This is a genomic window from Streptomyces sp. NPDC004838 (assembly GCF_053600955.1).
Genome location: NZ_JBSGAW010000001.1, coordinates 280,690 through 306,208 on the forward strand (window position 1 = coordinate 280,690; position 25,519 = coordinate 306,208).

Genomic DNA, 25,519 nt, shown 5'->3' on the forward strand with positions numbered 1-25,519 from the left:
TCCGTTACGCGCTTCTCGGGCGACCCTCATGCCGGTGGGGCGGCACGCCGAGTGGTCTGGGCTGTACGGCAGTTGACGGCGAGTGACGCCCGGCATAGATGGCGCAATCAGTGGCCGACTCACTGATTGATCCATCTTTCAACGTGAATATCACGATCAGATGAATTTCACCGGACTGCGGCAACCACACATCTTCTTCACCTGTTCCCTAGGAGCAGTTCACAACGCCGACTACCGAGGGAATCATGAGCCAGCCGCAGTACCCGCAGCCCCAGCAGCCCGGTTGGGGCGGACAGCAGCCCGGCTTCGGTGCGCCGCAGCCACAGCCGCAGCCGCCGAAGAAGTCCGTCGGGAAGATCGTGGGCCTCGGCTGTCTCGGTGTTGTCGTGCTCTTCGTCCTGATCGGCGTCGCCGCCGCGCTCGGCGGCGGTGACGGCGACAAGAACGAGGACAACGCCGGCACGGCGAAGAACACCGCTCCGACCGCCGCGGCGCCGGAGAAGACCGGCGCCGCGGTCGAGCCCGAGCCCACCGCAGAAGCGGCGCCCGTGAAGATCACCGCCAAGAAGACGACGTTCTCCAAGAGCGTGCTCGCCGACGGCAGCGACTACACCAGTGTCAAGATCACGATCACCAACAACAGCGGCAAGGCGATCAGCGTCAATCCGCTCTACTTCTCCATCACCGACAACTACGGCACCAGGCACGAGGCCGAACTGGGCGTGGACGAGCAGCAGATCGACACCGCGAACCTGGCCCCGGGCGAGAACATGACCGGCACCGTCACCGGCAAGGGCGGTTTCACCCCGAAATACGTGACCTACACCGAGAACCTGTTCGGCGACCCGATGCGGGCCAACGTGTCCTGACCCGACGTATCACCCGTGGGACCGCGACCCCGTCCACCTTGAGGGCGGGGCCGCGTACGAGTTCCTGTTCCGCGGTCGTGCACCGGCGCGCGTGGGGCGGCGGACGCCGGGGCCGTCGGGCTGGCTGGTGGCTTAGCGGTAGTACACGGCGGTCCGCTTCCCGTCGGCCTCGTGGATCTCGACGGGGGTGTCGAACACCTCGCTGAGCACCTCGGCGCGCATCATCGCGTCGACGGTGCCGGAGGCCGCGACGCGGCCGTCGCGGAGGGCGATGATCCGGTCGGAGTAGGCGGCGGCGAAGTTGATGTCGTGCACGATCAGGACGACGGTCTTGCCGAGTTCGTCGGCGGCTCGGCGCAGCTGGCTCATCATCCGTACGGAGTGCTTCATGTCGAGGTTGTTGAGGGGTTCGTCGAGCAGGACGTACCGGGTGTCCTGGGCGAGGACCATCGCGACGTAGGCGCGCTGCCGCTGGCCGCCGGAGAGCTGGTCGAGATAGCGGTGCTGCAGGTCGCCGAGGTGGAGGAAGTCGAGTGCGTCCTCGACATGGGCGATGTCCTGCCGTGTCAGTCGCCCCCGGCTGTGCGGGAAGCGTCCGAAGGAGACCAGGTCCCGTACCGTCACGCGGGCGGTGAAGTGGTTCTCCTGGCGGAGGATGGAGAGCGTGCGGGCCACGTCCTGGGATTTGGCCCGGTGTACGTCGAGGCCGTCGACCGTCACGGTGCCCGAGGTCGGTTCGGCGAGCCGGCCGATGATGGTCAGCAGGGTCGACTTCCCGGCTCCGTTGGGGCCGACGAGCGAGGTGACCCCGCCCGCCGGGATCCGCCCGGACACCGGACCGAGCACGATGTCGTCGCCGTATGCCTTGCTGACGTCGGTGAACTCGATCACAGGGTGCCCTTCCGGAGCAGATGTACGAGGAAGACCGCCCCGCCGAGGAACTCGATGACGACGGTGAGCATGCCGGAGGCGTAGAACACGTGCTCCATGACGAACTGCCCGCCGGCCAGGGTGAGGAGCCCGATGAGGAACGCCATCGGCAGTACGACGGCGTGCCGGTGGGTGCCCGACATCTGGTAGGCGAGCATCGCGGTGACGAACCCGAAGAAGGTCATGGGGCCGGCGAGGGCGGTCGACATCGCGATCAGCAGGGCGATCACCATCAGCATCGCCGTGAGTTCCCGCTTGTGGTCGATGCCGAGGTTGGTCGCGGCGTCCCGGCCGAGGAGCAGGGCGTCGAGCCGGTGGCGCCGCCGCCAGACGATGACGCCGGCGATCAGGCACACGGCGCCCGCCAGGGGCAGATACGACACCTCGGCGCTGCTGAGCCGCCCGAACAGCCGTGCCGAGAGCACGTCGAACTCGGCGGGTGAGAGCAGCCGCTGCAGGAAGTCCGACAGGCTGTCGAAGGCGAGTCCCAGGACGACGCCGACGAGCAGCATCACATGGATGCTGCCGTTGCGCCCGGAGAACAGCCAGCGGAACAGCAGCATGGTGAAGGCGACCATCAGCAGCGTCTGGGTGACGAGCTTCGGGAGTCCGTCCGTCGCGGCGAGCACGCCGCCGCCGAACACGGCCACCATGAGGGTCTGCATCAGTGTGTAGACGGAGTCGAACCCCATGATCGACGGGGTGAGGATCCGGTTGTGGGTGATGGTCTGGAACACCACCGTGCCCACCGCCTGGGCGAACGCGACGACCACCATCGTCCCCAGGACGGTCAGCCGCCGCTCGAAGGCGAACTCGAAGGACCCCTCGATGAAGAGGAAGAGGAAGCAGACGACGGCGACGGCGGTGAGTCCGCCCGCCACGGCGAGCCGCGCGGCGGAGGGAAGTCCCCGGCGGGCGGGGGCCGCCGGTGCCGCCGCCCCGCCGATGCGACCTTGGCGGCCGGTGCCTGTGCCTGTGCCTGTGCCGCCCGGTGCTATCCGGTCCGTGGGCACCGCCGGTGACTGGCTCTCAGACATGGGCCTTCCCTCGCTGACGCAGGATCATCGCGACGAACACGACCGCTCCGACGGCCCCGAGCACCACCGTCGCCGGAATCTCCAGCGGAAAGACGACGAGCCGCCCGACGAGATCGCAGGCGATCATCAGCGCCACACTGCTGAGCACCACCCACGGCAGATTGCTGCGGACGTCGTCGCCGCGCGCCATCGAGACCAGGTTCGGCACGATCAGCCCCAGGAAGGGGATGAACCCGACGACGACGGTGGTCACGCCCGTCGCCAGGGCGACCATGGTGAGCCCGATGAACAGGATGCGCCGGTAGGGCAGCCCCAGGCTGGTGGCCGTCTCCCGTCCGAGCCCCGCGATGGTGAAGCGGTCCGCCGCCAGATACAGCCCGACGACGATGGCCCCCACCACCCACAGCGGCTCGTAGTTGCCGCGTACCACCGAGCTGAACCCGCCCGAGCGCCAGGTGGCGAGCATCTGCTGGAGGTTCGTGGACGCGGCGATGTACAGCGTCACCGCGCTCACCATCGCGCCCAGCATGATGCCCACGATCGGCACGATGACCTGCGACTTGAGCGCGATCCGCCCGAGGACGACCAGGAAGACGAGCGCGCCCGCGAACGCGAAGGCGCTGGCCGCGCCCATCTTCACCATCGGCGACGCCGCCGGTACGAGGATGGTGAGCAGCAGCACGCCCAGGGCCGCCCACTCGCTGGTGCCGGTGGTGGTCGGCTCGACGAATCGATTCTGCACAAGCATCTGCATGATCACGCCCGAGACGGCCATCGCGGCGGCGGCGAAGATCAGTGCGAGCGTGCGCGGCACCCGCGAGATGAGGAACATCTTCCGGGCGTCGGGGTCGGTGAACAGGCCGTGCAGATCGATGTCGTATCCGCCGATGAGAAGTGAGGCGGTGACCAGGGCCAGCACCAGCAGCGTGGCCAGCAGGAGTGGGAGTCGGCGCATGGGGCTTCCGGGACGGGTGGGCTGAGCGGCACGGTGACGAGGCCGGTGACGAGGGCCGGTGACGAGGCCGGGGCCGCACCGGAGTGGGAGTGTCAGCCGGACGGCGGGGTCGGCCAGCCGCAGGGTCAGCCGGCCGCGTTGAACGCCGTCGCCACCTGGTCGAAGGCGGCCGTGTACGCCTGCGCGCCCTCGGTCACATAGAAATCGCTCTTCAGGTAGATGACCTGGTTCTTCTGACGGAACGTGGTCTTCTCCCACGCCTCCATGCCGTCCACGATCTTCTTCGCCGCGGCGGATTCGGCGCCCTCGCCGCCCACGGCCGCGTCCCGGTCCATCACGATCATCCAGTCCGGGTTGAGCTGGGCGACCGTCTCGGGGGCGAGTCCCGAGTCGTCGTGTACGGAGGTGCTGTCCTCGCCCTCGGCGCTGAGCACGTTCTTCAGCTTCAGCGGCTCGGCGAGACGCCCGATGCGGCTGGCTCCGTTGTCGATCTTGCCGGCGCTGGCGACCGCGAGGAACACGCTCTCCCCCTTGGTGGCCTGGGTGGCCGAGCCCTGGGCCTTCTCCAGGGCGGCGACGATCTCCTTGGCCTCGTCCTCCTTGCCGAAGATCTTCCCGAGCGTCTCGGTCTGCGTCTTCAGCGAGTTGACGTATCCGCCCTGAGCCTCGTCGGACGGAGCGATGTCGACCGTCTTGGCGATCTTGGACAGCTTGTCGTGGTGGTCGGTGAACCGGTAGCCGCCGATGATCAGGTCCGGCTCACCGGCGTTGATCGCCTCGAACTTGGGCTCGTGGTGGGTGCCCGCGTCCTTGATGGACGAGTCGTTCTTCCAGTCCTCGAAGCCTTCCTTGGGCAGCAGGCCCTTGGGTACCGCGACGGGCTTGATGCCGAACGCCTTGAGCGTCGCGAACGACGTGTTGTCGAGCGCGGCGACCCTGGCGGGCTCGCGGGGGACTTCGAGGTCGCCCTTGGCGGTCGCCACGGTGACGTTGCCCTGGCTCTTGCCCTCGCCCTTGCCCGAATCCGAACCCCCGCCGGATTCCCCACAGGCGCTCAGCGCCAATCCCGCGCACAGAACCGCGCTGGTCACAACAGTGGTCTTGCGAAAACGAACGGATCGCACGGCGGACGACTCCTAGGAATTCCGGGCAGCCGACACCGTCAGGCGATGGGACTGCGGGGGATCTTCAACTTTGCTTAGCCTAACCTAACTCTTGACCGGCTCATGGTCCGGCCCGTCCCGGAGGCCGTCGCGAGCGCGGTGCATCGGGCCACCGTCGGACCCGCGCCCAGCGCGAGGAATTCGCCCGCGCCCACGGCGAAGAGGGCGCCCGCCGAAGCGGACGCCCTCTTGTGTCGCGGCGACGCGGGGTGCTCGCCGCCCTCGGTCAAGCCCCTGGCCGGGAGCGGTGCTTCAGGCCCCTTCGTGACGGGTCCGGTGTTCAGGACCCGTCACGAAGGGGACGGCCCTCAGGCCCCGTCGCGAGGAGTCCTGCGCCGTACGGCGATCAAGGTGATCGTGCCGACCAGGAGCGCCAGGAGTGCGACGGCTCCGGTGATCGCGACGGACGCGCCGGTTCTGGGCAGCCAGCCCTTCGGCTTCGTCGGCGTCGGTTCCGGGCTGGGTCCGGCCGATGGCACGGCCGCCGCGGACGACGATCCGGAGGGCGACGGCTGCGGCTTGGTCGCCGAGGGGCTGGTCTCGGGCTCCGATGCCGACACGGACGGCTCCGGCCCGGACGACGATGCCGACGGCGACGGCTCCGGCTCGGTCGCCGAGGGGCTGGTCTCGGGTTCCGATGCCGACACGGACGGCTCCGGCTCGGACGACGATCCGGAGGGCGACGGCTCCGGCTCGGACGACGACGGCGAGGGGGACGGCTCCGGCTCCGGCTCGAAGTCCGTCGTGACCGTGCACACCGCTCCGGGCGCGAGCGTCGCCTCCGCCGGGCATGCCACCGGTTCACCGGTCGCGGGGATTCCGGGGACCGTCACACTGTTCCGGATGCGCCCCTCCTCCGTGACGTCACCGACCTCCACGGAGTAGGTGAGCGTCTGCGTCCCGCCGCTTTCGATCGGCACGGACCACCGCAGGACCGGAGCCTCCACGACGGCCTCGCCCGCACTCGCCTCCACGTCGTCGCGGTAGTCCGCGTTCGAGAGGACGTCGGTCATGTCGTCCTCGATCACGGCCGGTTCGGCGGCGACGAAGTCGGCGTCACCGGTGTTCGTGGCCGTGATCGTGTAGGTGATCACATCGCCGGGACGGACGGGTCCCTTCTTGTCGGCGGTCTTGGTGAAGCGGAGTTCCGGTACGGCGATGTCGGCGCAGGCGTCGGCCGTCGCGAGGACCGCGTCCGTCGAGGAGAGGGTGACGGCGTTTCCGTAACCCCGCACTCCTTCCGGGCCGCACGCGACGTCCCGCTCGTCCAGCTCACGGTTCGTCCTCGCCGTCACGGTGACCCGGTACGCGCGGCTCCCCGGACCGTCCGCCGTCGCCGCGGGCACACGGTCGGTCCCGGTCAGCAGGGCCGTGTCGGGTGTGACGGCGGCTCCGTCCACCGTGGTGAGGCCACCGTTGAACCCGGGGTTCAGCGGGGCGTCGTCGCCGGTGGCGGCCACCTTCGTGACGGCGACCCCCCTCGGGAGTGAGAGCGTGTCGTCGAGCCGGTAGGCCAGTCCGCCGGACGGGGTCCGTGCCGCGTTGGCGACGGTGATCAGGTAGGGGATCTCCCAGCTTCCGTCCTCGTTGCGCTCGGGTGCTCCGTCCACGGTCTTGGTGACGGACGGTTTCGCCGGTTCGGCGCAGGCGTCGGCGGTACGCCGCGTGTCGTCCGTGAGGACCAGCGTGGCGCGGTTGGCGAAGCCGGCCGCCTCGCCGTCGGCGCACCGGCCGGCGGGCGTTCCGGCCGTGGCGTGGGCGTCGGCGGTCACCGTCACGGTCCACTCGTGCTCCTGGCCGCCGGGCAGTTCCGCGCCGGTGACGATGGAGCCGGCCCCCTTCCATTCCGCGTCGGCGCTCAGGCCGTCCGGCGCGCCGGTCACCTCGGCGTCGGCCACGTCGATGCCCTCGCCGAAGCGCAGGTCGTCGAGGAGGCCGTAGGTGACCTTCCCGCCGGGGTTCGGGTTGGCCACGCCGATCCCGTACTCCACGGTCCAGCGTCCGTCGTCGCGCTGGGCCAGGGAACGCACCGTCTTGGTCAGCGTCGGGGCGAAACCACCGCTGGTCGTGGCGCACGGCACTCCGGTGCGGTCGCGGCCCGTCCCGGCGTCGCACGAGGTGCCGGAGGCGGCCCCGAAGGCGGCGTTGGCGAGCGTGTGATCGCCTCCGTCCTTCACCTTCACCCGGTAGACCAGCGTCACCGTGGCCCCGGCCTTCAGCGCGCCCCGCCAGGTCAGGACGGAGTCGTCCGGATCCGCGACGGCTTGCGGGGAGGAGTCGTCGACGGTGGCGGTCGCCGAGCCGGCCGTGAAGCCGGCGTCGTCGAGGACGCCCTTCAGGTCGTCGGCCACCACCGCGGGGTCGGCCGCCGTGTAGTCGGCGGTTCCGGTGTTCGTGGCGGTGACGGTGTACGTGACCGTGTCGCCGGTGCTCACCCCGGACGCCCTGGCGTCGGACGTCTTGGTGAGGGCGAGCGTGCGCAGCCCGTCGGAGTCCAGGGCGTCGGCGGTGAGCGTCTTGGTGTCGTCGGCGGGGTCGGGCGCGGTGACCTCGGCGGTGTTGACGATGTCGCCCTCGGCTCCGGGCAGCACCCGGACCGTCACCCGGACCTCGGCGGTGGCGTCCTCGCCGCCGCCGGACCCGTCTCCGCCGGGGGTCGGGGCGGCGGCGGGGCCAAGGTCGCCGAGGGACCAGGTCACCGTGCCGCCGGGCTGGTTGCCGTACGCGTCCTCGGGCCCCTGGTCCGAGGCGGTCCCGCCGCCGGTCGCGGAGACGAAGGCGAGACCGGCCGGCAGGGTGTCCTTCAGGACCACGCCGGTGACCTTCTCGCCGGGCAGCAGGTTCTCGACGTCCAGGGTGTACGTGTACGTGTCGCCGGGGGCGGCCACGACACGGCCGTCGGTCTTCCCGACCCCGAGGCCCGCGGTCGCGGCCTCTGCCAGGGTGCACCCGGTCGCCTCGTTGTCGGTGAGGTCGGGGTCCGTCATCAGACCGGTGACGGAGGCCGGCACACACAGGGTGCCGGCCGACGTGGGCACCACGGGGATGTCGAGCGGGACTCCGACGTCCTTCTTGAGTTTGGCCGGCTCGCCGTCGTCGTCGACGGGCTTGCAGGTCAGCGTCACGGGACCGGCGTACGGTGTGGTGTTCGACCCGGTGGTGCACGCCCAGCCACGGGGGGCCAGGCCGGTCACGGTCAGCCCGGCGGGCACCGACACGGTGACCGTCGCCGCGCTCTCCTGCGATCCGCCGCCGTTCTCGACGGTGAAGGGGACGACACCGGGTCGTCCGACCTGAAGCGGCAGCCGGTCCGGTACGGAGACGCTGAGGTCGGCCTCCTGCGTGGTGGCGCAGACCGGGCGCGGCTCGGCGGGGAGGGTCTGGGCGCTGTCCAGGGCGACCGAGTTGCACGCCACCGCGTCGGCGACGGCTCCCGGGTTGACGGAGGCGACGAAACCGAACACCGCCGTCTGGCCCGGGGTGAGGTTCCCCTGGACGGTCGCGCGGATCGCCTTCTTCCCGACGTGGCCGGGGCCCCAGTCGTCGACCGCGCCGGGCGCGGAGGGGTAGACCTGGTCGCGCTTGGGGTTGGTCGACGCCGAGTAGGCGAGTCGCAGATTGGCGGAGACGTCGAGGACGTCGGAGAGGGATTCGTCGAAGGTGCTGCCGCGCGGCGTGTCGGCGGTGCCCGCGCTGGTGCCCGTGTCACCGGCGTACGGCAGGACGTCGTAGGCGACCACATCGCTGAGCGTGGTGTTGCCGGTGTTCTTCAGAGTGACCCGGTAGCGGATGTCGGTGGCGTCGGGCGCCACGCCCACCATCTCGTCGGGGCTGGAGATCCACGCGCAGCCGTCGGACGCGGCGGCGTCCGGCCGGCAGATCTCCTTGACCGCACGCAGTCCGTCGGCGGCCGAGACGAGCACGTTCTGCGCGGCGCTGGAGAACCACTCCTGGGTGTCGCCGTCGCCGTCGACGTCGGTGGTGTCCTGGACCGGGCCCGCGTAGTCGGCCTGGGTGTCGTCCCAGGTGTGCCGGGAGTCGCCCGTCCAGGCGTTCGCGGCGCTCCTGGTGCCGGCGGCGACCGAGAAGCCCGGCTGCGCCACGACCGTCATCGTGGGCCAGGTGGTGTTTCTCCCGAAGGAGACGTCGTCGGGCCAGGTGGCCACCACGACATCGCGTTCGACGCCGCCGACGGTCTTCGTCGAGTAGTCGAAGCGCAGACCCTGCGGCACCGAGTTCGCGGGGAAGGTCGCGGAGCCCGGATCGACCGTCCAGCCGGCCGGCGCGATGAACACGTACTGCGGCGTGATGTCCGCGTCCTGGGGGACGTCAGCCGTGGAGCCGCGCACGGTGAAGGCGACGTCCTTGCCGGGCACCGCGTTGCCGCCGCCCTCGACCTGGGCGGGCGAGACGAAGGCCGCGGTGAAGTCGGGCTTCTGAGTCGACTTGGGCGTCGCCCGGAACTGGACGGTCCGGGAGACCGGGCCGAGCTTCATGTCGTCCAGCCCGCTGTCGGGCCACGACATCGTCGCCCGCGCCGTGTTGGTGCGCCGCTCGCCGACGGGGGCGTCTTTGGTGACGGTGTAGTGGAAGGAGGCGTTGAAGGCGGTCGAACGGTTGTCACTGGGGCGGGTGTTGGGCGCGGCGATGGCACCGCTGGTGACCTTGGCCTTGGTGAACCAGCGGCCGGCCGGGGCGTTCGCCGTTCCGTTCGAGGCGCCGGTCGTGCCGTCGTCGAGCGTCCACTCGATCGTGGCGGGGGGTGTGGTGGCGGTCGTGGTGATCCGGCCGACCCGCGCGTCCGCCTGGCCGAGGGTGTCGTCCTCGATGACCGCGACTCCGGGCACGTTGGACTCGTTGTAGGCCGGCACGCTCCAGTAGTAGGTGTTGTCCGGGAAGGGGGCGAGGGCCTGGCCGGGCGTGCAGGTACGGCTCCAGTCGTCACGGCCGCTGGGCGGGCAGGTCGTACCGGCCACGTCCGGCGGCACGTTCAGCATGCGCACCGCGCCGGAGCTGCCGTTGTTGGTGCTGTCCTTGCCCATCCTCGCGCGGGCGAAGGGGTCGTAGCAGGAGATCAGGTGCGACATCTCGTGGAAGGCCGTCTTCGTGGTGCGTTCGGCGTCGAGATAGGTGAGCGACACCTCGGCACGGCTGGTCACCGTCTCCTCGAAGTTGCAGCCGCTCGGATCGGAGGTGAACGCGCTCGCCGGGTATCTGACCGTCACCGCGCGCGGGTAGTAGGGGCCTCGGGAGGTCCAGCCGGAGTTGGAGGAGAAGCCCCAGCCGCCCGCCGCGTCGTAGGAGGGGTTCTCCTTGGTCCCGGTCGACCAGGTGACGGTGTGGGTGGCGCTGTCGTATACGCCGCCGCCCGTGCTCGACACGTACACCGCGCGGGGATCGAGCTTCTCGACGACGGTGTAACTGCCCGCGGCGGTCCACTCGGAGGTGCCGACGACACGGGTGGCGCTGGAGCGCTGGAAGGCGCCCGAGCCCATCGCCACCTGCCAGGAGACGTCGACGCCGGGGCGGGAGGATCCGGGGTTGCTCTGGCTGATGTCGGGCTGCGGCACCTCGCTGGTCCAGGTCACCGGATTCGCGTCGGACGTCACCGGTCGTGTCGCGGTGGACGAGGTCAACGTGGCCGACATCTCGATCTCGAACCCGGAGGGGTAGTACTGGGCGGGCCGGGCGGTGGTGTAGGAGCCCTCGTGGAGGATGTCGTAGACGACCCGGAAGGTACCGGAGGTGCCGGCCGGCAGATCACCGAGCGTGATCGTCTTGCCCGTGGTGTCCGTCCCGCCGATCGTCGCGCCGGAAACCCCGGCGGGCAGCGTCCAGTTCGCGTACGACAGCATCCGCTCCGCCGACAGCAGACCGTACGGGTCCGGTTGGGAGGGCGACATCCGGACGGTGGCGCCCGCGCAGTCGGCCGCGGCGCAGGAGTACGAGATCCGGTACCCGACCTGGTTGTTGTGCTCCATGTAGGAGGCTTCCGTCTGCGGCGCGGACGTGAGCGCGTCGACCGCCTCGACGGTGATGCCGAGAACCGCGTGGTTGGAGGCGAGCGCCCCCGGCACCGGGGCGAACACCCCCGCCACCATGGCGAAGACTGCTGCCAGCGCGAGCGCGACACGGTGCCGCATCGCTCTCGTCCGCACGGCGCTCCCCTGATACGACACCGATTCCCCCCTTGGAGAAAGCCCCCGCCCGACGACTGCCCCGAAGCGCGCGCGGCTCGATCCGTCCCACGTCCGGCGCCCGACCGCCCCCCACACGGGACGGCTGAGACGCCACGGCAGACGGCTCGCGTTCACACCCCGCACGAAAAGTGCAAATTACACATAATCCGCGTTCGCGACGATAACAGCGTCAAAGCGATCACATGAGGCAATAAACCTCGTGTCGTCGGCGGGGACGCGATCCCCGTGGCCCGTACCGTCGAATCACCCCGCGCGGATCATGCGCGGGCCGCGCGTCGGGCCATGTGCGGGCCGTGCGTCGGGCTATGCGCGGGCCGTACGTCGGGCCATGCGCGGCACGGGCGCGGCGCGGCCTCCGCCCCCGGAGTCCCCGTCGCGGACGCGGAACTCCCCCTCCCGGCGGGCGCTCCCTCAAGGCCGGGGAGATCCGGCCGCGGGCAGCGCGTCGGTCCGGTCAGGCTCCCTGCCCGGCGGACCGCTCCCTCCGCGCGGCGCCCTGACCGTCCTCCGCGGGCCGCCCGTGGCCGCCCACTCTTCCGTACGTCCGGAAGGAACGGTCCACTTGGGCGAGATGACGGAGCGCCGAGAGCATCGCCTCCCCCACCACGGTCCCCACGATGGCCCCCTCCACCACGCTGTCCAGGGACTCCTTGGTCGCGAGGAAGTCGAGGTCGGCGCGGGCGACGGCCTCGGCCGCGTCCGCGTGGGCGTCCAGCGTCCGCGCGTAGTCGCCGTGGCCGACGCGCCGCAGCGTGGCCAGGGCCGAGGCCAGTGACTCCAGCGCGGGGCAGTCGTCCACACTCTGCCAGCCGCGCCGGTCGACCAGCTCCCTGACCTGCGCCCGCGCGGCCGTGAGCGCCTCGTCCGGCTCCCCCTCCGGGTAGCGCTGCACCAGGAGATCCGACGCGACGCCCAGCACCTTGTGCACCGTTTTGCCGGGGTCGTCGACCGCGGCGAGGACATCCGCGATAGCGGCGATCTTGAGCCCGCCGACGTCCAGCAGGGCACGGATCAGCCGCAGTCTGCGCTCGTGCGACTCGCCGTAGGACGCCTGGTTGGGGCTGGTCAACTCCCCCGGCGGCAGCAGCCCTTCGCGTACGTAGTACTTGATCGTCGGAACGGGAACCCCGCTCCTGCGACTCAGCTCGCCGATGCGCACCGCACGTTCACCTTCCACCCTTGCCCGCGTCGCCCCCCATCATAGATAGTGGCACTAACAGATAGCAGGCATCTCCACTATCCATAATCGACGGGGGTCTTCCATGCCTTCCTGGCGCTCCTGGCACCGACCACTGATGTTCTTCGCCGCGTGCATGGCGGTGACGACGGCCGTGTCCGCGGTCGGCATGCTGATCGACGACCGGATGCTGGTGGGCTCGCACATCTGGTTCAAGCCGTTCAAGTTCTCGGTGTCGCTGATGGTGTACGCGGTGTCGCTGGCGTGGATGCTCTCGCTCACCACCCGCGCCAGGCGGACGGGCTGGTGGGCCGGGACCACGGTCGCCGTGACCGGAGCCGTCGAGATGGTGGTCATCATCGGACAGGTCGTCCGCGGCAAGCGCAGCCACTTCAACCAGGAGACCGACTTCGACTCCCGGCTCTACGACATCATGGCGTTCACGATCGTCACCCTGTGGATCGCGGCGGTGGTCATCGCGGTGCTGCTGTTCCGCTCCCGCATCGACGACGGGGCATCCCGTTGGGCGCTGCGGCTCGGTTCGGTCATCGCCCTCATCGGCGCGGCTCTCGGCGTCCTGATGACCCTGCCCACATCGGAACAGCGTGCGACGCCTGGGGACACCGTCGGCGCCCATAGCGTCGGCGTGCCCGACGACGGCGCCTCCATGCCGCTGACCGGCTGGTCGACGACCGGCGGAGATCTGCGCATTCCGCACTTCGTGGGGATGCACGCATTGCAGGTCCTGCCGCTGCTGCTGCTCGCCCTGGTGGTCCTGGCGTCCCGCTTCCCCAGGCTGGGTGACGAACGCGTGCGGCTGCGGCTGGTGCTCACGGCCTCGGGGGCGTACGCGGCCCTCCTCGCTCTGGTCACCTGGCAGGCCCTGCGCGGTCAGTCGCTGATCCACCCCGACGGCGCGACCCTCACCGCCGCCGCCGTCATTCTCGCGGGCGGCGCGCTGGGAGTTCACGTCTCTCTGCGCGGCGGGGCGACGTCCCCCCGCCACGACGACAACCCGAACGGTGACGACCGGAACGGTGACGACCCGAACGGCGACGCCCGGAACGGCGACGACCGGAACGGCAACGACAACGGGGGACGCACCGAAACGAGGCTGCCGGCATGACCGACTTCCTCTTCGATCTCTCGTTTCTGCTGGCGGTCCCCGTCTGGCTGCTGATGATCTTCGCGCCGTCCTGGCGGGTCACCGCCCGTATCGCGGCCTCACCGCTGACGGCCGTGCCGATCCTGGTCGTCTATACGGCCCTCGTCCTTCCCGTCCTGCCCGAGTTGTGGTCCCTGGTGAGCGAGCCGACCCTGGGCGGCCTCCAGGACCTGGTGGAGATCGCGGACGGCGCCGGGGCGGTCTGGGCGCAGATCATCGCCTGGGATCTGCTGGTCGGGCAGTGGATGTTCCTGGAGTCCCGTCGGCTGGGAATCCACCCCCTGGTCATGGGCCCGCTGCTCGTCTTCACCGTCCTGCTCTCCCCCTTCGCCCTCCTCGTCTTCCTGCTGCTGCGGGCGGTGCGGACCGCGTGGACGGGAAGGCGCGCCCCGGAAGCGGTCACCCGATAGGGGCGGGGGAGGCCCTGGGCGAAGGTGCGGCCGTGGGGTGCGGCCGTGGACGGAGGTGCGGCCCTCTGTTTCGTACGCCCATGGCGGTGCGGCCCTCTGTTTCGTACGTCCGCTGCCCGGCAGACTCAGCGGCATGTCCCCATCAACGCGGCACTGGGTCCCCACCCACGGCGACCCCTATCACCCTGTCCCCTACCGCCCCGACAGAATCCCGCCGTCCGAGTCCCTGGCCCGCGCGGCGGAGCTGCGCGTCCGGATGGACGAACGGCGTACGGTACGGCAGTTCTCCGCCGATCCGGTGCCGCTGCAGGCGGTACGGGACGCCATCGCCTGCGCCGCCACGGCCCCTTCGGGCGCCCATCAGCAGCCATGGACCTTCGTCCTGGTCCAGGACGCCGGGATCCGGCGGCGGATACGGGAGGCCGCCGAGGAGGAGGAGCGGCTCTCCTACGACGGCAGGCTCGGCGAGGAGTGGCTCGCCGCCCTGCGCCCCCTCGGCACCGACCGGGTCAAGCCGCATCTCACGGACGCGCCCGCCCTGATCGTGGTCTTCCAGCAGCGTTACTGGCTCAGCGAGGACGGCGTCAAACGCAAGCACTACTACGTCGACGAGTCCGTCGGCATGGCCGTCGGGATGCTGCTCAGCGCCCTGCATCTCTCCGGGCTGGCCGCTCTGGTCCACACCCCGAGCCCGATGCGCTTCCTCTCGGAGGTCCTCGAACGCCCGCCGAACGAGAAGGCGTTCGCCGTCGTCCCGGTCGGCTATCCGGCGGCCGACTGCCAGGTCCCGGATCTGGTGCGCAAATCGCTGGACCAGGTGCTGATCGAGATCTGACCCGGTAACGACGGCGGCGACGGCGGCGGCCGGGAACGCCCTGCCCGTACCCCGGCCGGGCGGCCCTCGGCGGGCACGGGCCGGGCACCGGCCGGGGGTTCCCGTGCCGTGCCGTGCTCGTCGAGGAGCCGCATGAGGTCGCGTTCACGCCGCCGACCGGTGCGCGGAGCGCGATGAGGTACGTGGCGAAGCCTCGGCGGCCCCGAGGCGCGTCCGCGCCATGGACGGCGTCACGGTGACCCGCCCGCCACCGGCCCCCATGGCGGTCACCGCGTCCAGAAGGCCCGTACCGCGCTCGAATACCCGGAAACCGGCCCATACCCCTCGGATCCGCCTCGGTGAAACCGTCCAAGCGCCCGGTTCCCCTTTCGCCGTTCCGGACGACCGTAGAACTCCGGCCATCCGGCCCCGAAACGAAGGACGAACTTCGCCCGAAAGGGAGTGGCGGCCTGACGGCGCACAGGGGATCCCGGAGCCGGATTCCCGGATCCCGGAGGCCCGGAAATCGGACGCGAGCGGCGGAAGACAGGCTTCCACCATGGCGATTCGATGAGAGTTGCCCATGTTCTCTCTCATCCGCGCTGATGGTGCGAGTCATCTCCCGCGTAATCAAGCAGGAGTCGCCCAACGGCTTGTAAACCGGCGTACTGTCCCAGAACAACAACGGGTTCACAACGATCACTTACATCCCAGTGGTCCCACCCGTAACACCGAGAAGGGAGGTTGTGGACAACAAGGGGGTTCACCACTCGGCATATCCATGCCATCAAGCGGGAGCTCGGCCTTCCCCGAACGGCCGGAGTGCCCCGCGTGCACCGCGTCCTGACGGACGGTCACGCGAAGGGGCGCCTGTTCGGCCCGCGCTCGTGAAGTTCGGCTCGCGCACAACCGCACGAGACCAGAAAGACCTCTATCCGCATGAACATAACCGTTCTGGGACAGGGCTACGTCGGACTTCCGCTCGCCATGCGCGCGGCGGAGGCCGGACATCAGGTAACCGGATACGAACCGGATACCGCGCGCTGCGCTCAGCTCACTTCGGGTAACTCATACGTCGAGGACATTCCTTCAACACGTCTGCGCGACGCGCTCACCGTCGGCTCCTATCGGGCGACGCATGACCCGCGCGATATGAAGGGCTTCGACATAGCGGTCATCACGGTCCCCACCCCTCTCACCAACCGCGCCCCGGACCTGACCTGCGTCCGTGAGGCGGCGTGCGCTCTTGCATGTTACATAGAGCCGGGGTCGACCGTCATTCTCGAATCGACGACGTATCCGGGAACGACCCGTGACGTCCTGATCCCTCTCCTCGAAGAGGGTTCCGGTCTTGTCGCCGGGCAGGACTTCCATGTCGGGTTCAGCCCGGAGCGCATCGATCCCGGCAATGCGACCTGGCGGTTCGAGAACACTCCCAAAATCGTCTCCGGGCTCACCGACGTCTGCCTCGAACACGTCAAGGAGTTCTACGACACGCTCGTGGAAGTCACCGTGCCCGCACGGGGGCTGGAGGAGGCCGAGCTGTCCAAGGTCTTCGAGAACACCTTCCGGCACGTCAACATCGCGCTGGTCAACGAACTCGGGAAGCTCGGGCATCTGCTGGGCATCGACGTCGGCGACGCGCTCGACTGCGCCGCCACCAAGCCCTTCGGGTTCATGCGGTTCACACCGGGGCCCGGCGTCGGGGGTCACTGCCTCCCGATCGATCCCGTGTACCTGTCCCACCATGTGCGGCAGCAGCTCGGCGAGACCTTCCGGTTCGTGGAACTGGCCCAGGAGGTCAACGAGCGTCAGCCCGCCTATGTCGTCGAACGGCTTCAGAGCGCTCTCAACCGGTCGGGCAAGCCCCTCAAGGGCTCGCGGGTCCTCGCCCTCGGGCTCACGTACAAGCCCGGCACGGCCGACACCCGTGAGTCTCCCGCGCGCAGTGTGGTCGAGCTGCTCACCGCCAAGGGCGCGCACTGCACGGTCGTCGACCCCTACATCGTCTCCGAGCCGGGCATGCGGCACCGCACCTCGCTCACCGCGCTGGACCTCGCCACGGCGGACGCCGTCCTGGTGCTGACCGATCATCCGGAGTTCGACTTCGACTCCGTGCGGGAGAACGCCTCCTACGTTCTCGACACCCGCCGGGCGGTTCCCGCCGGCGCCCACGTCGAGCAGCTCTGACCCCCCTCTCCCCCCACCAGTACATCTGCGCGACAGCAGAAGAAGTGAGGAATCCCCCCATGTCCGAGAACGGCCAGCTCGCCCGTACCGGCTCCGCGGCCGGCGCCATCATCGTCGGCGGGACAGTCATCACCGGTTGGTGGCTGCTGGGCATAGCCGCCCTCGTCGTCTGCGCCGGTGCGGTCCTGATCCGCTTCGGCTTCCGTCGCGACCGCGCAGCCGGTCAGCGATGACCCCGAGACCCCTCGCCGCCCATCCGCATCACTCCGGCACGGTCCTCACCGGAGCGATCGCGCTCACCGCCGCCGCGGCGTGGGCGGCGCACCACGCCATCGCGGCGACGCACTACGGGGACGCCACCCGTGGCCGGCTCGGCGTGGTGTGGGCCGTCACCTTCGTCCTGCTGATGACGCAGACCCTGATGTACCACTTCGACCGGCCGCACCGGGCCACCCCGAGGATCACCCGGATGCTGGCCGGGCTGCACGTATCGGTCCTGGTACCGGTCTACAACGAGGACGAGGGCTATCTCCGCCTCGGTCTCCAGTCCCTCCTGGACCAGACCCGGCTGCCGGACAGTGTGCACATCGTCGACGACGGGTCGACGAGCACCGAGTACGAGGCGGTACGCCGGTGGTGGCTCGCCGCCGCCGACAGAGCCGGGATCAAGACGACCTGGCAGCGCGTCCCCAACGGCGGCAAGCGGCACGCCCAGGGGCACGGTGTGCGGGTGAGTCCGGACGCCGATATCTATGTGACGCTCGACAGCGACAGCTGTCTGGCGCCCAACGCCATCGAGCAGGTGCTGCTGCCGTTCGGCCGGGCGTCGGTGCAGTCGGTGGCGGGGATCGTCCTCGCCACCAACCACCGGGTCAATCTGCTGGCGCGGGTCACCGACCTCTGGCTGCTGACGGGGCAGCTCGTGGACCGGTCCGCGCTCTCCTCGGTGGGCGCCGTCCTGGTGAACTCGGGGCCGCTGGCCGCGTACCGTGCCGAGATCATCCGCGACAACCTCGACGCGTATCTGAGCGAGACCTTCCGAGGACGGCCGGTCATGCTCTCCGACGACAGCCTCCTCACCCTGTACGCGCTGCTCCGCGGGCGGACCGTCCAGCAGCCCACCGCCGTCGTCTTCTCCGCGATGCCGGAGAAGTTCGGGCATCTGTGCCGCATGTATCTGCGGTGGATGCGCGGGTCGACCATCCGCTCGCTGTGGCGGATGCGGTATCTGCCGGTGACCGGTCTGGCCTACTGGATCCATCTGCTGCGCTGGTTCCAGGTCGCTCTGTCGACCTCGGTCCTGGTGTGGCTGCTCCTGGTCGAGCCGTTCAAGTACGGCAATGTCCCGGACGCCTCGTTCCTGCTGCTTCCCTTCCTGATCGGCTGGGCCCAGGGGCTGAGGTATCTGAGCATCATCCGGTCCGACGAGCGCATCCGCGAGCGGATCGTGACCTGGATGCTCATGCCGCTGGCGGTGGTGTTCGCCTGGACCGTGCTCCGCTTCATGCGCTGGTACGGGGCCGCCACCTGCTCCAACACGGGGTGGGGCACCCGGCAGGGCGGGGCCGAGGTCTCCCTCGACGGCTCCGGCGGCGCTTCGCCGACGGCCGCCGTGCCGCCCATGCCTCAGTGGGAACCGGGCGGCGCGGGAGGGGGATCGTACGCGGGAGGGGACGCGTACTCCGGAAATCCGTCCGCGTACACCGGGCATCCGTCCGCTCAGGGCGGGTCCGGCCGGGACGGCTATGCGCCGGATCCGTACGTCCCGGACGGGAACGCTCCGGACCCGTACTGGCCGGATCCCTTCGATCCGTATCCGTACGTCCCGGAAGTGCGTGCGGGGGATCCCCATGCGCAGGTCGCGTACGGGCGGGACGGACGGGGACGGCACGCGGACAGGCGGGCGGGGAACCCGCTCCAAGTCCTGGTTCCTCCGGGCGAGTCGGCGTTCGATCCGGGTATCCGTGGCACGGACACCCGCTGAGCCCTCGTCCGGGACGCGGCCGCTGACCACGGCCGCCCGGTGGGGCCACGCGGCTCCAGCAGCTCACAGACCGGCTGCTGGAGTCCGCGCCCCCGCCCCTTCCGCCACCGGCCGACGGCGGGATCGACGGACGCGCCGTCCGTCAACGCGAGCTGTCCATGAGCACGGCTACGCGGACGCACGCTTCCGCGAGGGCTTCTTCGCCGCCTTCTTGGCGGTGGACTTCTTCGCCGCCGTGTCCGCCGCAGTGTCCGTGGGCGTCTTCGCCGCCGTCTTCGCGGATGCCTTCCTGGCCGCCGGTTTCGCCGGGGTCTCCGCGGCCCGCGCCTCCGCGGCCTTCCCGGCCGTCCGGGACGCCGACCTCTTCGCGGGCTTCTTCGCCGCGCCCGCGCCCGCAGCCGCTGTCTCCGCGGTCTCCTCAGTCTCCGCGGTCTGCGCGGTCTCCGCGGTTTCCTCGGACTTCTTCTTCGAGGCCGCCCGCTTCCGCGTCTTGATCGGGGTCACCTCGGCGACCTCTTCTCCCCCGCGCGCCTCCTTGGCCGCTCGTACGCTGCTCTCCAGCGCGGCCATCAGGTCGATGACCTGCCCGCCGGCCTCGGCGGGGGCGGACTCCGGAACAGCTCCGCCGCCCTCGACCTTCCTGGTAATCATGGCTTCGACGGCTTCGCGGTAATCGTCGTGGAGAGACTCCATGTCGACCTCACCGAGGGTGTCCATCAGGGCGTCCGCGAGGTCGAGTTCGGCATCGCGGACCTTCACCTCGATCTCCGGGGCCACGCCCTCGGGACGGCGGATCTCATCCGGCCAGAGGAGACCGTGCATGGCGATCACATCGTCCACGACACGCAGCATGCCGAGCCGCTCCCGCCCCCGCAGCGCGAACTTCGCCAGGGCGACCTTCCGGCTCCGCTTGAGGGCTTCCCGCAGCAGCGTGTACGGCTTGGCGGCCGGGATGCCACCGGCGGAGAGGTAGTACGCGGTGTCCATCTGGAGCGGGTCGATCGAGTCGGCGGGCACGAAGGCCACGATCTCGATCGTCTTCGCCGTGGGGAGCGGCAGCGAGGCCAGGTCCTCGTCCGTGATCGGGATGATCGATCCGTCCCCGTCCTCGTACCCCTTGCCGATCTCCGCCGCCGGGACCTCCTTGTCCTCCAGCTCGCAGACCTTGCGGTAGCGGATCCGGCCGCCGTCGGCGGTGTGGATCTGGCGGAAGGAGACCGAGTGGTTCTCGGTGGCGTTCACCAGCTTGATCGGGATGGAGACCAGGCCGAAGGAGATCGCACCGTTCCAGATGGATCGCACGTTGATCCCTCTCATCCGATTCGGTCGTTTTATCAGTATTTATGGGATTCTCATCGTATGACGCCGATCACGGAGGTGGCTGGGCGGCGGCTGGCGCTCAGCAATCTGGAGAAGGTCATCCACCCGGCCACCGGGACGACCAAGGGCGAGATCCTGCACTACTACGCCGTGACGGCGGAGGCGCTGCTCCCCCATCTCCGCGACAGGCCGGTCTCCTTCCTCCGCTATCCGGACGGGCCGGGCGGCCAGCTCTTCTTCACCAAGAATCCGCCGCCCGGTACGCCATCGTGGGTACGCACGGTTCCCGTGCCGCACTCCGAGGATCCGGGGGCCCGCCAGGTCGTCGTGGACGATCTGGCGTCGCTGGTCTGGGCGGCGAACCTGGTCGTGGAGTTCCATACGCCGCAGTGGACCGCCGACGCGCCCGCCGTGGCCGACCGGCTGGTCTTCGACCTCGATCCGGGGGTCCCGGCCGGTGTCGTCGAGTGCTGTGCCGTCGCCGTATGGCTGCGGGAGCGGCTGGCGGCCGACGGCCTCGACGCGTACGCCAAGACGTCCGGGGCCAAGGGCCTGCATGTCCTCGTACCGCTGGAGCCGACCCCTTCGGAGGCGGTCTCGGCGTACGCGAAGGGGCTGGCCGTCGAGGGAGAGGCCGCGCTGCCGAAGCTGGTGCTGCACCGGATGACCCGCAGTCTGCGGCCCGGGAAGGTCTTCGTCGATCACAGCCAGAACGCCGCCGCGAAGACCACGGCGGCTCCGTACACCCTGCGCGCCCGACGCGAGCCGACCGTGTCGACGCCCGTGACCTGGGAGGAGGTGGAGGCGCGGCTGGAGCTGTCGTTCCGGCTGGAGGACATCGCGCCCCGGCTGGACCGTTACGGGGATCTGCTGGCCCCGCTCCTCGATCCGGGACGGGCCCGCCCGCTGCCGTGACCGGCCGTGACTGCCGTGACTGCCGTGACTGCCGTGACCGCCGTGACCGCCGTGACCGCCGTGACCGCCGTGACCGTATCGGCCGCCTCGGTCGCGCCCCTCGCTCCGGTCGTGCCGGTCGTGCCGGTCGTGCCGGTCGGGTCAGCTGTGGCGGCCGTGCCGGTCGGGTCAGGTCCGCAGCCAGGTGCGGCGATCCCGCGCCACCGCGTACAACGCCTCGATGTCGGCCGGTTTGTGGACCCCGCCGAGCCGGGCCAGCGCAGGCACCTCGTTCTCGTTGAGGATCCGTACGTCCACGGGCGCGGGCGACGGAGCGTCCAGCCGCGCCGCTCCGGTCACGGCGAGAACGGGACGTACCGCCGTCGCCAGGGCCAGGGACGCCCGTTCGGCACGTCGGCGGGTCAGCCGGAGCAGCGGGACGGGCTCGGAGCGGCCGGCGCGGACCAGCGGGTCGGTGACCCGGATCCGCAGTCCGGGCGCGGCGAGGGTGTGCACGGCCAGGACACCGCCGGGGCCGATGGCCAGATGGTCGATACGGTCCCCGCCCGGCAGCGGAACCGAGTGCAGAATCCGCCAGCCCGCTCCGTCGAGCCGGTCCAGCGCGCCGCCCAGGAGGTGTTCCGCGGCGAGCTGGGCACGCCGGGCGCGGCGCGGGTCGCGGCTGAAGCGGCCGGGCGTCGGGAGGTGATCCAGTTCGGCGTGGAGCGCCTCGCCCGGCCGGTTGGGCGCGAGGTCGTCGTCGGGGTGCAGGGAGAGCCGGGCGAGGTCGTCCGAGGTGGGCACGGGCGGCGGGCCGACCGTCCAGTCGCCGGTGAGATACGGGGCGAGAACCGCGAGCACCTCGTCGCGCAGCCGCTCATGGACCAGAGAGATCCGGCCACCGTCACCGCCGCTGCCCGAACCACCGCCGTAAGAACCACCGTCCTCGGCGTCACCGTCCTCGGCGTCGCGGTCCCGGACGCCGTCACTCATACCGTCCCGCCCCCGGTCTCCGGCGCGAGGGGCGTCCCGGTCGTACCAGGCGACGTGACGGCCGTCCGGCAGGGTGACGTACAGCCGGTCGGACCCGGCGCCGTTCCCCGCGCGTGCCGGTGTGACGCGCAGTAACGCAGTCATTCGCCCATCCTCAGCCGCCTGTCGTCCGCCCGTCATCGCTTCTGGACCATGGGACCAGCCACGGGCCCTTCCGGGCAATATCCTCGCGATGTCCGGGCGGTGGTGCAGACTCTCCACAAGCGCGCGGATCCTGCGCAAAGCTCTGGCGCACAACCCCCGTGGCCACGATTCTTGGGGCTCACGGTTCGGGGCGCGAAGTCCGGACCGGTTGTGCCGGACAGGGGTGCGTCCGGACAGGGTTGTGTCCGAGCCGGATCGCGTCCGGGCCGGATTGTGAGCCGAAGGGGTTGCGGACGGACCGCTTCCGGGCGTACGCCTGTGAGTCTTCGGTCCGGAGGGCTTTGGGGAGGGGGCGGGCTTGTTCGAGGGAATCGACGAGGTCGACTGGGCCGCGCTGGAGCATGCCTACGGTCCGGCCGAGGATGTGCCGGGGCTGCTGCACGGGCTCGCGTCCGCCGACCCGGAGATGCGTGAACTGGCGCTCGACGGGCTGTATGCGACGGTTCACCATCAGGGCGACGTCTACGACGCGACGCTCGCCTGCATCCCCTTCCTGCTGGAGCTGGCCGGCGACCCCTCGGTCCCGGACCGCGGCGGCATCGTCGAGCTGCTGACCAGCATCGGCGGCATCGATCTCGACGGCGATGACGAACTGGACCCGGAGGACGAGGAGTTCGAGTACGCGGCGAACTACGCCATGGCCGCTTCGGCGGTGACCGCGGGCGCGGACGTCTTCCTCTCGCTGGTCGACTCCGACGACCGCGGTGTGCGTCTCGCCGTGCCGCTCGCGCTCGCCACGCTGCACGGCGAACCGGAGCTGGTGCTCGGCTTGTTAAGGGAACGGCTGAAGGTCGAGCAGGACCCCGAGGTGCGCTTCGCCTGCGTGGAGGCGGGAGGCCGGATAGCCCTGCGGCACGAGGGGCTGAACTCCGAGGTCGTCGCCTGGCTGACCGGGCTGACGCGCGTCCCGCCCGATGCCGAGCCCTCGCTGTACGACCCCGAGTCGTACGGCTCGGGGTCATACGGCTCCGGGTCATACGGCTCCGGGTCATACGGCTCTGAGCCATCTGAGTCATACGGCTCCGGGCCCCGTGGCTCCCGGCCCTGCCCGCCCCGCCCCGACGGGTCGCCGTCCGCCGGGTCCGGCGGTCCGCACGGCTCCGGGCCCGAGGACGCCGCCGCCCCGGCGCTCGACGGCGACCGCACGCGTGACGGGCAACCGCCGCATGACGATCGGCCCTCCGGCAGCGAGTCGTACGACGGGCAGCCAGGCGGCGAGGAGCCGGGCGGCCGGGCGACGGCCAACGGGCAGGCGCGCGGCACCAGGGCGGCCTACGACGCCGGGCTGCGGCTGTCCGCCATCGCCCAGCTCGCCCGCTGCGCTCCGCACACCCTGCCCCCCGATGTGGTCCCGGACGTCACATGCCTGCTGCGGGAGCTGCGCGCCGAGCCGGTCTCGGTACCCGCCGCGGATCCCTCCGCGCCTGCCGCCCCCTCCGTACCTCCTCAACCTCCCTCGTCTTCTCCGCCTTCTCCGCCGACGCTGCTGGGGCAGCTCCGTGAGCGCCGCGAGTCGGAGATGGCCGGCCGTCCCGCCCCCTGGACGGGCGATCTTCTGCGCACCCTGCACTCCGGCCTCGGCGACCGCGTCGACGACCGGATAGCGCTGCTGACCGACCAGTTGTGCAGCCCCGACTGGGGGCAGCGGATCGACGCCGTACGGATGAGCAGCGGGCTGCTGCGCACCTGGCGCGGCGAGTACGGCGAACTGGTGGGCCTGATCGGCGAGCAGCTGACCGACAAGGAGCCCCGGCTCGCGGACGCCGCCGCCGGTGCGCTCGGCGAACTGTTCGAACTCGCCCGGCCCGCGGCGGACGCGCTCGCGGAGTTCGTCGCCGCGGACCCCGGATGCTGGATGCAGGAGTGGGCCAGCGGACCGCGCATGCTCGGCAGCGCGGTCGCGGCGCTGGCGCGGACAGGCGATCCACGCGTGGTGCCGGTGCTCCAGCAGATGCTGGAGCTGCCCGAGGCCCCCCAGGACCTCGGCTACGTACTGGATCAGCTGGGCGCGGCGGCGGCCCCGCTCGCGCCCGCGCTGCGTGCACGGCTGGCCCGTATCGAGCTGGACGACCGGCTCTACGATCTGGCCGGTCCGCTGCTCTACGGGCTCACCGCGCTCGGGGCCGCGGACGCCATGCCGGAGGTGCTGCGGGTGCTGCGGGGTGCGCCGGAGTACCGCAGGGAGTGGGTGGTCGAACTGGTGCTGCGCGCGCTCACGGCCTTCGGCCCGAACGCGCGGGAGGCGATACCGGATCTGCGGCAGCTGCTGGTCCGGGCCGCCCGCTCGGATTCGCTCACCGTGACGTTTCCGGGAGCGCCCGGGTCGTTGTCGGGGGCGTTCGGGGCGAAGGCGGCGGCGGCTCTCTGGGCGATCGAGGGCGACGCGGAGTCCGTGCTGCCGGTGCTGCGCAAGACCCTGGGGGCGGCCGATTCCGGGGCGCGGCGCTCGGCGGCCACGGTGCTGGGGGCCATGGGTCCGGCCGCCGTGACGACCGCCCCCGCGCTGGAGGATCTGGTGTGGTCGGCCGACCCCTGGACCCGTGTGGACGCGGCGATCGCGCTCTGGCAGGTCACGGGCGATCCGGAGCGGGCGTGGCCGGTGCTCAGGGCGGCGTGGGAGACGATGCCGAGCACCCGTGTCCCGACCGCCGAGCTGCTGGCGGGCCGGGCCTGCGACGGCGCGGCGGCGTCGGCGGAGTGCGGGGCGGAGGGGGCCAAGAGGCTGCTCCGCTCCGAGATTTCATGCGTCAGACGGCACAATGCCATAGACGGGGGATACGGCAGCCATGACATCGTGAGGGATGAGAAGCTGCTGGCCCTCTGCCGGCAGGCGCTGACGTGGGAGGGGCCGACAGCATGATCATCTTCGGTACCAAGGGGTACCTCTACCAACTGGCGATACTCACCCTCGTGTGCGGACAGTGCGGCAATCCGGCGGCGCACACGCTGCGGAAGCGGGTCTCGAAGTTCACGCTCTTCTTCGTGCCGGTGTTCCCGTACTCCACGAAGTACTCGACGCAGTGCACGTTCTGCGGCGCGGAGCATCAGGTGCCCAAGGAGCAGGCCGACCAGCTGGTGGCGCAGAGCACCGGCGGCCCGGTTCAGGGGCAGGGCCAGGGACCGGGCCAGGGTTACGGCCAGGGGTACGGCCAGGGTTACGGCCAGCCCCAGGGGCAGCAGGGCCAGGGGCAGAACCCGTATCAGCGCTGAGTCA

18 protein-coding genes are annotated in these 25,519 nt (G+C 70.6%); 10 read left to right on the forward strand and 8 right to left on the reverse strand.

Going from position 1 to position 25,519, the window contains the following annotated elements; all coding sequences use genetic code 11:
* The first annotated feature begins 245 nt into the window (after positions 1-245).
* Entirely contained in the window at positions 246-869 is a 624-nt protein-coding gene (locus tag ACWEFL_RS01155; RefSeq protein WP_451705618.1) for a DUF4352 domain-containing protein, read from the forward strand.
* A 132-nt stretch (positions 870-1,001) separates the two neighbouring features.
* On the opposite strand, the gene ACWEFL_RS01160 is transcribed toward ACWEFL_RS01155, so the two are convergent.
* The 6 genes from ACWEFL_RS01160 to ACWEFL_RS01185 form a co-directional block, all read right to left on the reverse strand.
* On the reverse strand, positions 1,002-1,760 hold the full coding sequence (locus ACWEFL_RS01160; RefSeq protein WP_451705619.1) for an iron ABC transporter ATP-binding protein: 759 nt from the start codon (positions 1,758-1,760) through the stop codon (positions 1,002-1,004).
* The gene (locus ACWEFL_RS01165; RefSeq protein WP_451705621.1) at positions 1,757-2,836 is read right to left on the reverse strand and encodes an iron chelate uptake ABC transporter family permease subunit; all 1,080 of its coding nucleotides are present in this window, start codon (positions 2,834-2,836) and stop codon (positions 1,757-1,759) included. The genes ACWEFL_RS01160 and ACWEFL_RS01165 overlap by 4 nt, the downstream gene beginning before the upstream one ends.
* A complete protein-coding gene (locus tag ACWEFL_RS01170) occupies positions 2,829-3,791 on the reverse strand; it encodes an ABC transporter permease (protein ID WP_451705624.1) in 963 nt (320 codons plus the stop codon). Before ACWEFL_RS01170 ends, ACWEFL_RS01165 begins: the two co-directional genes overlap by 8 nt.
* 125 nt (positions 3,792-3,916) lie before the next feature.
* On the reverse strand, positions 3,917-4,882 hold the full coding sequence (locus ACWEFL_RS01175) for a siderophore ABC transporter substrate-binding protein (protein ID WP_451705626.1): 966 nt from the start codon (positions 4,880-4,882) through the stop codon (positions 3,917-3,919).
* A gap of 380 nt (positions 4,883-5,262) precedes the next feature.
* Positions 5,263-11,097: a DUF7927 domain-containing protein gene (locus tag ACWEFL_RS01180; protein WP_451705628.1), complete on the reverse strand. Its 5,835-nt coding sequence runs from the start codon at positions 11,095-11,097 to the stop codon at positions 5,263-5,265.
* Between the two features lie 511 nt (positions 11,098-11,608).
* Positions 11,609-12,313, reverse strand: a complete 705-nt coding sequence (locus ACWEFL_RS01185) for a MerR family transcriptional regulator (RefSeq protein ID WP_451705629.1) — start codon at positions 12,311-12,313, stop codon at positions 11,609-11,611.
* Positions 12,314-12,416: 103 nt separating this feature from the next.
* On the opposite strand from ACWEFL_RS01185, the gene ACWEFL_RS01190 reads away from it, so the two are divergent.
* The 6 genes from ACWEFL_RS01190 (at position 12,417) to ACWEFL_RS01215 (ending at position 18,894) form a co-directional block, all read left to right on the forward strand.
* Entirely contained in the window at positions 12,417-13,457 is a 1,041-nt protein-coding gene (locus ACWEFL_RS01190; RefSeq protein WP_451705632.1) for a hypothetical protein, read from the forward strand.
* Positions 13,454-13,906 carry an ABA4-like family protein gene (locus tag ACWEFL_RS01195; RefSeq protein ID WP_451705635.1) on the forward strand — a complete coding sequence of 151 codons (453 nt, stop codon included), beginning with the start codon at positions 13,454-13,456 and terminating at the stop codon, positions 13,904-13,906. Before ACWEFL_RS01190 ends, ACWEFL_RS01195 begins: the two co-directional genes overlap by 4 nt.
* A gap of 133 nt (positions 13,907-14,039) precedes the next feature.
* Complete coding sequence (locus ACWEFL_RS01200; protein ID WP_451705637.1) at positions 14,040-14,741, forward strand: nitroreductase family protein; 702 nt, start codon at positions 14,040-14,042, stop codon at positions 14,739-14,741.
* 918 nt (positions 14,742-15,659) lie between these two features.
* Complete coding sequence (locus ACWEFL_RS01205; RefSeq protein ID WP_451705640.1) at positions 15,660-16,910, forward strand: nucleotide sugar dehydrogenase; 1,251 nt, start codon at positions 15,660-15,662, stop codon at positions 16,908-16,910.
* 59 nt (positions 16,911-16,969) lie between these two features.
* Positions 16,970-17,143 (forward strand): hypothetical protein, encoded by a 174-nt coding sequence (locus ACWEFL_RS01210; protein ID WP_451705643.1) that lies wholly within the window; start codon positions 16,970-16,972, stop codon positions 17,141-17,143.
* A complete protein-coding gene (locus tag ACWEFL_RS01215; protein ID WP_451705645.1) occupies positions 17,140-18,894 on the forward strand; it encodes a glycosyltransferase family 2 protein in 1,755 nt (584 codons plus the stop codon). Before ACWEFL_RS01210 ends, ACWEFL_RS01215 begins: the two co-directional genes overlap by 4 nt.
* Positions 18,895-19,062: 168 nt before the next feature.
* Here the strand turns inward: ACWEFL_RS01215 and ku are convergent, their stop codons facing one another.
* Positions 19,063-20,196 (reverse strand): non-homologous end joining protein Ku, encoded by a 1,134-nt coding sequence (ku, locus tag ACWEFL_RS01220; protein WP_451705648.1) that lies wholly within the window; start codon positions 20,194-20,196, stop codon positions 19,063-19,065.
* A gap of 57 nt (positions 20,197-20,253) precedes the next feature.
* On the opposite strand from ku, the gene ligD reads away from it, so the two are divergent.
* Complete coding sequence (ligD, locus tag ACWEFL_RS01225) at positions 20,254-21,129, forward strand: non-homologous end-joining DNA ligase (RefSeq protein ID WP_451705650.1); 876 nt, start codon at positions 20,254-20,256, stop codon at positions 21,127-21,129.
* A 168-nt stretch (positions 21,130-21,297) separates the two neighbouring features.
* On the opposite strand, the gene ACWEFL_RS01230 is transcribed toward ligD, so the two are convergent.
* Positions 21,298-22,245: a nuclease-related domain-containing protein gene (locus ACWEFL_RS01230; RefSeq protein WP_451705653.1), complete on the reverse strand. Its 948-nt coding sequence runs from the start codon at positions 22,243-22,245 to the stop codon at positions 21,298-21,300.
* A 358-nt stretch (positions 22,246-22,603) separates the two neighbouring features.
* Between ACWEFL_RS01230 and ACWEFL_RS01235 the strand changes: the two genes are divergently transcribed.
* Both ACWEFL_RS01235 and ACWEFL_RS01240 read left to right on the forward strand, forming a co-directional pair.
* Positions 22,604-25,165, forward strand: coding sequence for a hypothetical protein (locus ACWEFL_RS01235; protein ID WP_451705655.1), 2,562 nt, complete (start codon positions 22,604-22,606; stop codon positions 25,163-25,165).
* Positions 25,162-25,515 carry a zinc-ribbon domain-containing protein gene (locus ACWEFL_RS01240; RefSeq protein ID WP_451705656.1) on the forward strand — a complete coding sequence of 118 codons (354 nt, stop codon included), beginning with the start codon at positions 25,162-25,164 and terminating at the stop codon, positions 25,513-25,515. The genes ACWEFL_RS01235 and ACWEFL_RS01240 overlap by 4 nt, the downstream gene beginning before the upstream one ends.
* The last annotated feature ends 4 nt before the right edge of the window (positions 25,516-25,519 follow it).